At 37.4% G+C, this 10,591-nt stretch carries 9 protein-coding genes; 4 read left to right on the top strand and 5 right to left on the bottom strand.

Features of this window, described 5'->3' with window-relative positions; genetic code table 11:
- Positions 1 to 176: 176 nt before the first annotated feature.
- On the bottom strand, positions 177 to 1,403 hold the full coding sequence (locus CXF64_RS17420; RefSeq protein WP_007584100.1) for an EAL and HDOD domain-containing protein: 1,227 nt from the start codon (positions 1,401 to 1,403) through the stop codon (positions 177 to 179).
- 332 nt (positions 1,404 to 1,735) lie between these two features.
- On the opposite strand from CXF64_RS17420, the gene putP reads away from it, so the two are divergent.
- Positions 1,736 to 3,214, top strand: coding sequence for a sodium/proline symporter PutP (putP, locus tag CXF64_RS17415; RefSeq protein WP_101217622.1), 1,479 nt, complete (start codon positions 1,736 to 1,738; stop codon positions 3,212 to 3,214).
- Between the two features lie 274 nt (positions 3,215 to 3,488).
- Here the strand turns inward: putP and CXF64_RS17410 are convergent, their stop codons facing one another.
- The gene (locus CXF64_RS17410) at positions 3,489 to 3,806 is read right to left on the bottom strand and encodes a YebG family protein (RefSeq protein ID WP_007584105.1); all 318 of its coding nucleotides are present in this window, start codon (positions 3,804 to 3,806) and stop codon (positions 3,489 to 3,491) included.
- 313 nt (positions 3,807 to 4,119) lie between these two features.
- Here CXF64_RS17410 and CXF64_RS17405 point away from each other — a divergent pair, with 313 nt between their 5' ends.
- Positions 4,120 to 4,416, top strand: coding sequence for a ComEA family DNA-binding protein (locus CXF64_RS17405; protein WP_101217621.1), 297 nt, complete (start codon positions 4,120 to 4,122; stop codon positions 4,414 to 4,416).
- Positions 4,417 to 4,440: 24 nt separating this feature from the next.
- Here the strand turns inward: CXF64_RS17405 and CXF64_RS17400 are convergent, their stop codons facing one another.
- Together CXF64_RS17400 and dsbB are read right to left on the bottom strand one after the other, a co-directional pair.
- Positions 4,441 to 4,743, bottom strand: coding sequence for a DUF6170 family protein (locus tag CXF64_RS17400; protein WP_010553884.1), 303 nt, complete (start codon positions 4,741 to 4,743; stop codon positions 4,441 to 4,443).
- 1 nt (position 4,744) lies between these two features.
- Positions 4,745 to 5,263, bottom strand: a complete 519-nt coding sequence (gene dsbB, locus CXF64_RS17395; RefSeq protein ID WP_007584117.1) for a disulfide bond formation protein DsbB — start codon at positions 5,261 to 5,263, stop codon at positions 4,745 to 4,747.
- Positions 5,264 to 5,805: 542 nt separating this feature from the next.
- On the opposite strand from dsbB, the gene fadR reads away from it, so the two are divergent.
- Both fadR and CXF64_RS17385 read left to right on the top strand, forming a co-directional pair.
- Positions 5,806 to 6,519 carry a fatty acid metabolism transcriptional regulator FadR gene (fadR, locus tag CXF64_RS17390; protein ID WP_004335692.1) on the top strand — a complete coding sequence of 238 codons (714 nt, stop codon included), beginning with the start codon at positions 5,806 to 5,808 and terminating at the stop codon, positions 6,517 to 6,519.
- A gap of 362 nt (positions 6,520 to 6,881) precedes the next feature.
- A complete protein-coding gene (locus CXF64_RS17385) occupies positions 6,882 to 7,487 on the top strand; it encodes a peroxiredoxin (RefSeq protein ID WP_007378637.1) in 606 nt (201 codons plus the stop codon).
- A 58-nt stretch (positions 7,488 to 7,545) separates the two neighbouring features.
- On the opposite strand, the gene CXF64_RS17380 is transcribed toward CXF64_RS17385, so the two are convergent.
- Positions 7,546 to 10,137, bottom strand: coding sequence for a TonB-dependent receptor (locus tag CXF64_RS17380; protein WP_024608153.1), 2,592 nt, complete (start codon positions 10,135 to 10,137; stop codon positions 7,546 to 7,548).
- Positions 10,138 to 10,591 lie beyond the last annotated feature (454 nt).

Below are 10,591 nucleotides of genomic sequence, written 5' to 3'. Positions count from 1 at the left end.
TCTATCTCGAGCAGCTATTTTCAGCGCTAACTACGTTGAATTTATTTGCAATAGGCTAACTATTGACGCGTAAGTTCGCCTTGTTTTCACTGAAAATCTCTGGCTAGAGAAAAATAAATTTAAATATCATTATGATTTAATATATTAGTAAATATCTTAACCAGAGTTCAGGTAGTTTATTTTTCGTTCACTACTAACTGCATTTGTTCATTAACCCAAGCTAGTGCTTCATGATAAGCATCGGGAACTTTTTCACCTAGATTTAGCTCTTTCGTTAGCTCGTTTGCAGCTGACCAGTTTGCTTGTTCGTAGTATTTAACTAAGTTTAAATATTTTGCTAGCAAGCCTTCATCGTTTAATAGCGCTGCTTTTATATCATTAGAAAGTGGAAGCTTTTTCATGACGCTTTCCATACTCTCATCTAAAATAGCATCCATTAGCGACATCATACCGGTTAAAAATGCCATGCCGGTATCTTTAAACTGCCCATGGGATATAGCGAGCAATTCAGCAAATCGAGCGCGCGTAAGCGATAGCCTAATTAGCTCTACAGGTTTGTCTGCTGATACTTGTGCTGCAAACAGTAGTGACAATAGCTTTTTAATTTCATTGGCGCCAAGCACTATAAGAGCTTGCTTAATGGTACTTATTTCTGCGCGTCTTGCAAATGCGGCAGAATTTGAATACCTAAGTAATTTATAAGATAGGTTTACATCACGTTCAAACACATCAGTGATTTTCTTAAGATCCATATCAACACTTGATGTTTCGTAAAGTAATTCAGCTAATGCCATTTCTGATGGTGGTAGAGCCTTACTTTGTACCATTTCAGGTTTTGAGAAGAAAAATCCTTGGAAATAATCAAACCCAAGCTCTAAAGCTTGTTGGTAAATTTCATAGGTTTCTACTTTTTCGGCAAGTAACTTAATATGTGAGTGCGGTTTTAAATCGTTTAGAACCGTTTTTATTGTATCTATATCGGATGCTAAAAAGTCTATTTTAATAATATCAATAAATGGGTAAAAATGACGCCATACAGGTTGATGAATATAGTCATCAAGAGCAATAGTGTAACCTTTATCTTTTAAATCTTTAACGATAGCTAATAAACGCTTACCAGGCTGGATAGTTTCAAGTATTTCTACAACTATAGTGTCTTTACCTAGTAGTGTAGGGTAACCCTTTGATAGTGTTTCTAGGGTGAAGTTTATATAGGCAGGTTTATTGTCGGTTAAATCTTCTAAACCAAAATTAAACTGGCTACCCTCTATAAGTCGTGTTGTTGCTTCGTCACCATCTATATCGGGAAATACGTTATCAACGCCATCACGAAATAAAAGCTCATAACCGATAAGTTTTTTATCTCTATCTAAAATCGGTTGACGTGCAGCGTAAAAATACATAAACAGTTCCGTAAGAGTGATGTAATTGGGTATTGTAATAATATATGGCAAAAGATTCAAAATAGCATTACGTATATTTGCATGATTAATAAATTATCATTATAAATTAAGGTGTTTCTTCTATTTAATTTATTATATTTTACCAATTCGCTTTAAAATTATTCAACATGAGTATTTTTGTATCAGCTGGAAGCAACAAGTTGGAGATTTTATTGTTAGGCATGATATAGTCAGCGAGAATGGTTTTTATCCTAATAGTGTCTTTATTATAATATTTTAAGAGTCAATATTCGGATCAAGAGCCTGTTATTAATAATTATGCGGAGGCTAATTTGGAAACAGGAATGATTATTTCACTAGCATTATATTTTGTTGTAATGTTAGGTATCGGACTATATGCATATAAGCAATCTACTGGCGATGTATCAGGTTACATGTTAGGTGGACGAAATCTATCACCAAGTGTTGCTGCACTATCTGCAGGTGCATCTGACATGAGTGGCTGGATTTTAATGGGCCTACCTGGTGCGATGTTTGTTACTGGTTTTAGTAGTACATGGATAGCAATTGGTTTGGTGATTGGTGCTTGGTTAAATTACCTGTTAGTTGCACCTAGATTACGTGTGTACACTGAAAAAGCAAATGACTCTATAACAATCCCAGATTACTTCTCAAATCGCTTCAATGATAAGTCAAACTTATTACGTGTTGTATCAGCTGTTGTGATTATAGTCTTCTTTACTCTTTACACGTCATCTGGTGTTGTAGCCGGCGGAAAATTGTTTGAAAGCTCATTTGGTCTAAGTTATGAAGTGGGTTTATACATTACAACGGGTGTCGTTGTTTTATACACTTTGTTTGGTGGTTTTTTAGCGGTTAGCTTAACTGATTTCGTGCAAGGTTGTATCATGTTCATCGCACTGATTCTAGTGCCTACTGTTGCATACTCTTTACTTGAACAACCTCTGGAATCTACTTTACATAGTGTAAATCCAGATATGCTTAACTGGATTGGAGCAGGCTCTGCATTAGGTATTATTTCTGCAATGGCATGGGGTTTAGGTTATTTTGGTCAACCACATATCATCGTTCGTTTTATGTCGGTACGTAGTGTTAAGGATATGCCTAAAGCTCGCCGTATTGGTATGACATGGATGATTGTTGCTGCCCTTGGTGCTGTTGGTACTGGTATATTTGGTGCTGCTTATACTTATGAAAATAATATTGTAGTTGAAGATCCTGAAACGATTTTCCTAATTCTTTCTGAGTTATTGTTCCACCCACTTATTGCTGGCTTTTTACTAGCTGCAATTTTGGCTGCTATCATGAGTACTATCTCATCGCAATTGCTAGTAAGCTCAAGTTCATTGACTGAAGATTTATATAAAACATTTTTACGTAAAGATGCTAGCGACTTTGAATTAGTTACTGTTGGTCGAATTAGCGTTGCATTTGTTGCCCTGTTTGCAATTTATTTAGCGTACGATAGAGATAGCTCTATTTTAGACCTAGTAAGTAATGCATGGGCAGGCTTTGGTGCTGCTTTTGGACCACTTGTATTGTTTAGCCTTTATTGGAAACGTATGAATTTTGCTGGCGCCTTATCTGGTATGTTAGTAGGTGCGTTTACAGTGCTTGTTTGGATTTATGGTCCGTTTACTATTAATGGTGAAAGTTTAAGTAGCTTTATGTATGAAATAGTACCTGGCTTTATTTTAGCGAGTATCGCAATTGTTGTTGTTAGCTTAGTAACAAAAGAGCCAGAGCAAAACATCACTGCTTTATTTGATGAAGTAGAAAAAGAGCTTTAAATAGCAATTACTATTCATTTCAAAATGAGTAGTAAGTAATACCAATCCGCGATAATACTTAATCATTTTGCGGTGCTAAACGTGTTGCTACCGGCGTTAAAAAATTATCATTTAGAACAACTAAATATCAAATTTTTGCCTAGCTATCAACACGTTTTTCCATCCTCAAAATAGATCACTTAATTAAGCGAATTGGTATAATAAAAAAGGGAGCAACTAAGTTGCTCCCTTTTTTATTTAGTTTGTCCCGTCCGAGGAGAGGGCAATCTACGAGTTAACTTGCTTTTTTATCGTTGTTATCTTCAATTGATGCAACGTTATCTGACTTTTTACTTTTTGCTGGCGCTTTGGTAACAACTGGATCTTTGCCGCCCTTTAATATGGTCATAAAGTCATCTTTGCTTTTCGCTATTTCTAAGGCAAGTGATTCAATTTGTTGCTCACTAAGCGGTACGTCTACCTTTTCTAGCATTAGCTCAAGTGATTCTGCTATATCGAGCATCTTGTCATAAGCATCAGCTTCTTTTTTGGTAGTAAACGTCATACGCTCGACTCCGTTTCGTTCTACAACATATTTAACAACAACAGCCATGATTTCTCCTGCAAAATTGCTTGGCACTGTGGTTTGTAAAAACCATTAGATTACTGTTTTTATGTACAGTAATGGTTTGGGCGTAAATTTGCAAGCGCGAAGTATTAATTTTTAGGTGTCTTAAATTTGACAAAAAACGGTAACTTTACTTTAGTTAAGCAATCACTTGTTGTACCAGCTGCATTTTCAGGATTTCGGATCATAGTGATAATGCGTTTAGGTACACTTTAAATGATGAGCTTTTCAGTTCCTTACTTTTTGGTTTTCCTGAGCAACATTCAAAATTAAGAAAAGAAGAATAGGGACAAGTTTGATGAAAACGTTAAAAAATTTATTCATAATAAGCTTATTATGCTTACTACCTGCAACTACCGTATATGCACAATTATCGGAAGTAACTAAGCAAATGCCTCAAGTTGAGACAATTAGTATAAATAATGCCGATGCAGAGATGCTTGCTAAGCTACCTGGTATAGGTAAGAAAAAAGCGCAGGCAATAGTGGACTTCCGTGAAGAAAACGGCGAATTTAAAAGCGTCAGTGATTTATCGCAAGTTAAAGGAATTGGTAAAAAACTATTAGCCAAATTAGAGGGGAAAATTTCACTTTAATAGCAGTAGATAACAATCAGGGCGCTATGCGCCCTGATTAAATTGTTTTAATGCATCGCTTAAGTGTTTTTTAGCAAAGTTGATTTCAATAGGTGTTGTTAAAAGTGGGTAGCAAAGTCCGCCGAGTATCAAAAACGGGATTAATATCCAACCTTTAAATACCGTGAATATTAAAAATAGTGGACTTAGTAATATTAATTTAATAATACGCAGTAACACTTTATCAGTTGGCGATAACATACTTAAAGAAAGTGCTATTACGTCTTGGCGCTTGCGTACTTTTAGATGTTTAAGCTCATCTAATTGGCTTGAAAAAAATGTAAACATATCAAATCGACTTTTTAATTAATAAACGGCCAATAACTATAATAAATAGTGTTAGTGAGAAAATCCCAAATATAATTTCCATCCAAGCAGGCATGCTCAAACCAACAAACTGCCAATCTATATTTCCACAATCCCCGGTCGCCTGAAAAAAGCTAGGTATCCATTCATGTAACGGCATAAACGATGGGAAGTTTGGTTCAAACTCACAGCTAAATGCAAAAGGGTCTGTGGTGGTTTGCATATCAATATGCTCGCGAGCAATTAAATATCCCCAAACACTCGATACACCCCAAATTACATACGCTAATATACGAACTGCTTTGCTCTGTGGTTTAGTAGAACCTACAATACCTGCGCCTAATAGACCCAGTACGGCTGTACGTTGATATATGCACATTATGCAAGGCGCCAATCCCATTTGGTATTGAAAGAAAAGGGCGGTCACTTCAAGTAAAAAAACGATAGCTGTAAATAAAAGCCACGGGGTACGTTGGGTGGGTAATTGCGCAAGCCAGTTCATAAAAATTCCGCGTTTAAATAAGACGTTAGATTATGACCTAGGATAATGTATGCGGCAACAAAAAGGAAAAAAAAGCTACCGAAGTCGCTTTTTATAAGATGAAATTTTTGACCACTCAATGCAGCCTCAGCAGAGGCTACATGACGCTCGACTTAGTTCCCATTGATACATAAGCTTAGTTATATCGCTTACTTATACAACATTGGTACATTGCCTAATCAATTCTTTAAAGTTGCGGTTAGAACGCTCTGTTGCATAGGTGTTCCTTTTTAATGTACTTATGTGTTTTAAGTTGATTCAGCTAGGTATGGTGTAAATAAAATATCAATAATTACAATGTACCTACAATGAATATTGCTCTGTATATTTATACATTGTAGCGATATTAGAGAAACCTAAATTTTATTATTTATTAATCTTTAATTTCTACTCATTTGCTTATTAATATACCTGACTTTACTTGTTAGTTATGCTTCGTCTGGTACAATCAGTCAGTTATTCGTGTAAAACGATGAGTGTTGATTAATTCGAGTGGGAACTGGATGAGAATTTTTAAAGCGAAAAGCCCAGCAGGATTTGCTGAAGAATATATAGTTGAATCTATTTGGAACGGCGATTTCCCTCCAGGTTCAATTCTACCTGCCGAGCGAGAACTTTCAGAGTTAATTGGTGTAACAAGAACGACCTTGAGAGAAGTATTACAGCGTTTAGCACGTGATGGTTGGTTAACAATTCAGCATGGTAAACCAACAAAAGTAAATAACTTTTGGGAGACGTCTGGCTTAAATATTCTTGAAACACTAGCGCGCTTAGATGAAGACAAGATGCCAGAGCTGACAGATCAGCTTTTATCTGCACGTACTAATATTAGTGCTATTTATACACGTGCTGCAATTAAGTTGAATCCTGAACGTGTAATTGAAATTTTATCACAAAGTCATGAGCTAGAAGACACTGCGCAGGCATTTGCTGACTACGATTATAAAGTTCATCACGAATTAGCCGTTGCGGGTAATAACCGTATTTATGTATTAATACTCAACGGTTTTAGAGGTTTTTATTCAAAGATTGGTTGTCATTACTTCTCTGATGCCGGAACTCGTGAACTTGCTCGTCAGTTTTATAAAGATTTAACAATCCTGGCAGAAAATAAAGAGCACGATGGTGCTATTTCGATGATGCGTAAATACGGTCATCAAACAGGTGAGATTTGGCAAAAAATCCGTGGCGATATGCCCTCAGATATAATGGATTAAATCTAAACGAGAAGCCTGCATTTGCAGGTTTTTTTGTACCTGTAAAATTAATATCACATATATGAATTTTTAAACAATTTAATGTATTAACCCTTCTTCAGTAACGTCAAAAGCTCTACCTAATTACAACGTGATTTACACTTCAAAATAGACCTATTATTCAAGCAGATTAGTGCAAGTTGTAAGTGTTCGTTATTTTCGATTGCTCACATCGTTAAATGCGATTGTTCTTTTGTAGTGAATAACTCTAGAATGCCAATTAATTATATGTGTGCTCTATTGGTTTTTAATTTTTAGCGCCCATATAAGTACCAGCATTGCGAAAGCAATTGAAAACAAACTCAAAATATTTGGAGAATAAAATGGGTGTATTAGTAGGCCGCCAGGCACCAGACTTTACCGCTGCAGCTGTTCTTGGTAACGGTGAAATTGTAGATAGCTATAACCTTCATGAAACAATTAAAGGTAAAAAAGCAGTTATCTTCTTTTACCCACTAGATTTCACGTTTGTATGTCCTTCTGAACTTATTGCATTTGATAAGCGTTTTGAAGAGTTTCAAAAGCGTGGCGTAGAAGTAATTGGTGTTTCTATCGATTCACAATTCTCACATAACGCATGGCGTAACACTGCTGTTGCAGACGGCGGTATTGGTAAAGTTCAATACGCACTAGTTGCAGATGTTAAACACGAAATTTGTAAAGCGTATGACGTTGAGCATCCAGAAGCGGGTGTTGCATTTCGTGGTTCATTCTTAATCGACGAAGAAGGCAATGTACGTCACCAAGTAGTGAACGATTTACCACTAGGTCGTAACATCGACGAAATGCTTCGCATGGTTGACGCGCTAGCGTTCCACACTGAGCACGGTGAAGTATGTCCTGCTGGTTGGACTGAAGGTAAAAAAGGTATGGACGCAAGCCCTGAAGGCGTTGCTAAGTTCTTATCTGAAAACGAAGGCGAGCTATAATTTAGCCCTTAGTTTTAAATAAAAAAACCGCCAATTGGCGGTTTTTTTGTGTCTTTAATTAGAAAGAAAAACTTACTTTAGTGTACAAGTAGCGGCCACGAGGGTTATGCACAGCTGATGCATAACCGTATAAATCGCCATCGCCATCACCAATTGCAAATGGTGGCTCTTCATCAAATAAGTTATTAACACCTAAAGATATTTTAGCTGACTCAGTAATACGGTACGACGTTTGTAAATCAACAAGCGTTTGCGAGTCAATCATACGTGAAGTATTGCTATCAAAGTCTAAATTGCCATCAAAGTCGATATCAGGCGTATCTTCAAATTCACCTACATAACTGATATTTACATTGGTGTTAAACTCACCAATTTCCCAGTTGGTTGAGAAAATAAAGCGATGCTCTGGGTAGCCATATTCACCCGTGTAATCACGACCATCTTTTTCAAACTTATCTTGATATGCCCACTCTAAATTAAATTTAAGTAAACCTAAGTCATCAAGAGAGTGGTTATAGTTTGCTGAAACATCAACACCAGACACTTCTTGCGATGATAAATTTTTAAATGTGCTGTGTATTTTTTGTATTGTGCCTAAGCTTGCTCCGCCTGTAGGGGCTAAACGAACACATACGGTACTATTTTGGTTACCACATTCTGCAGCATAAATTGGACCAAATTCTTCTTCATCGATTTTGTTATCTTGAGTAATACTCCATACATCGACACTTAAACCAAACTCAGCTGTAGGTGCCCAGATAACGCCCACGTTCCATGATTCTGACTCTTCTGCTTGTAAATCAGGGTTACCAGAGAACTCAATATTGTAATCAAGTGCTTGGCAATCTAATCCTGTTTGTTCACAGCGCTGTGTATCAACAAAAAATTGGCTTTTTTGTGATGGACCTAAGCCTATTTGCGCTAATGAAGGCGCTCTAAAGCCTTGCGCCCAAGAACCACGAACCGTTACTTCATCAGTCGGTGCCCAGCGCAGAGCTATTTTTGGATTTGTAGTTGTACCAAAGTCGCTATAATCATCGTAACGACCGGCTAATTGTAGTTCGAGGTTTTCAGCAAGTGGGATTGAGAACTCAACATATGCAGCGTATTGTTCACGATCAGCAGAAGCTGATACTGATTCAGTACCAAATATTAAGCCACGTTGAAATTGATCATCAGGGATATCATTTACATCTTCTTCACGGTACTCAATACCGGCGGCCATCATTACAGCTTCGCCACCAAAACTAAACGCTTCACCTGTAATGTTAGCGTCAAAAGAGGTCATATGAGACTCACCGCGACGCACTAAGCTAGTTGTGATTCTGTCAATTACAGCTGGGTCGTTATATGTGCCACCGAATGGATTATAGTTACCGGCATCAATTTCTTGTTGTAAGAAATCGGTGCGTACCCAGCCTTGTGTACGATCGCCTGTTTGTAGTGATTTGCTGCGACCTTTTTGTACCGCTGTCTCCCAGCTCCAATCGTTTATTTCGCCTTTTAACCCTGCAACAAAGCGTAAGGTGTCTGACTCAATGTCCCATTGGCGAGCGCCTGCATCTACTGTACGGTAACGACCAATTTGAATGTCTTCACCAAATGGATTGTTTGGGTGATTAGCGGGTACCGTAAGGCCTGCATCTTCATCAAGTGGTGTTGGTGCACCTGCAGCGACAGAGCTGTTATGCTGAACAGCCATTTCTAAAAAGCCAGTAATGCCGTTATCAAAGCGGTATTCAAATTGTGAAATAGCGCCTACACGCTCAGATGCTGGGGCAACATATCCATATGGGCCGTAATCAAATAAACAGCTACCACTTGAGGTTGCATTTTCAGCAGGACAGGCAGGGTCGATTGTTTTAACGCCATCCACATAAAAGTAGCCTGGGAAACCACGAGATGAACGGAAATCTTCACCACCATAAGGTGCTTGGTTTGCAGTGCCAAGGCTACCCATTTCATCAGAAGAAAGAGATGTGTTTTTAAAGTAATCGATAATAACAGATGCACTACTTTTTTCGCTTGTTGTACCCCAAACTAGGCTTGCTGTTGTTTCTTCATAATTTGGGCCATCTGTACCGCCATAGCCTAGGTTAATCTCAACACCATCAATATCTTTCTTTAAGATAACGTTAACTACACCCGCTACTGCATCTGAGCCATAGATAGCTGAAGCGCCATCTTTTAGTATGTCGATACGCTCAATAGCAGAAACAGGAATACTGTTAATATCTACAAATGAGTTGGTGATACCTTCAGCAAAGGCACTAATTGATACACGGCGACCATTAATTAGTACCAGTGTTGCATCGGCTCCTAAGCCACGTAAGCTTACTGCAGCTGAACCGTTAGCGGTTGAATCTTGGTTGTTACCACGAGTAGAGAAAGTACCGCTACCTGCTACAGGCATTCTTTCTAGAAGTTGCTGTAAATTATCGTAACCCATGTTTTCGATTTCAGCTCTACCGATTGATTGTACCGGAGAAGGCCCTTCAATATCAGTTCGCTTAATACGAGAACCAGTAACCTGAATTCGCTCTACTTTTTTAGCTTCTTCTGCTGCGTAGGCTGTTGTTGTAAAACCTGCTGATAATGCGAGTGTTGCGCCCACAATAATGCTTGGTGTAAATGCAGTTGATTGCTTCATCCTTAAGTCCTTGTTGATATATTATAAAATTATTTGCTTAACAAGCGCGAGTATTAATATCATGTAACTTAAGTGTTAGCAATTAGCTTAATTTGTGATTTAAGTATTAGTTTCAATGCTTTTTTGTGGGTTTTATGACCTTATTTATACTTTGTTTTCTAGGTGAAACTAAGCGTGAATAGGACATAGGGTTAATAATTGTTATATAGCTAGATGAAGCCATGTGTGGAATAGCTAATGATTAAAATAATTTGTAATAATTTATTTCTATAAATTAAAACTTATGTTTGTTTTTCTGCTTTTAATTTATTCAATTATGTAATACCAATTCGCAGTAATACTTAATCAATTTGAGGGGTTAAAGTTGATGCTAAAGGCATTGAAATTTTCTGATTTACGACTGCTAGATACAGGAGGTGGGGTAATGCAGGAGTAATTGCTGATAATGGCTAAG

Source organism: Pseudoalteromonas sp. GutCa3, assembly GCF_002836155.1.
Lineage (GTDB): Bacteria > Pseudomonadota > Gammaproteobacteria > Enterobacterales > Alteromonadaceae > Pseudoalteromonas > Pseudoalteromonas arctica.
The sequence above is the reverse complement of the archived record's forward strand: the minus strand, read 5'-3'. Positions and strand labels throughout refer to the sequence as shown.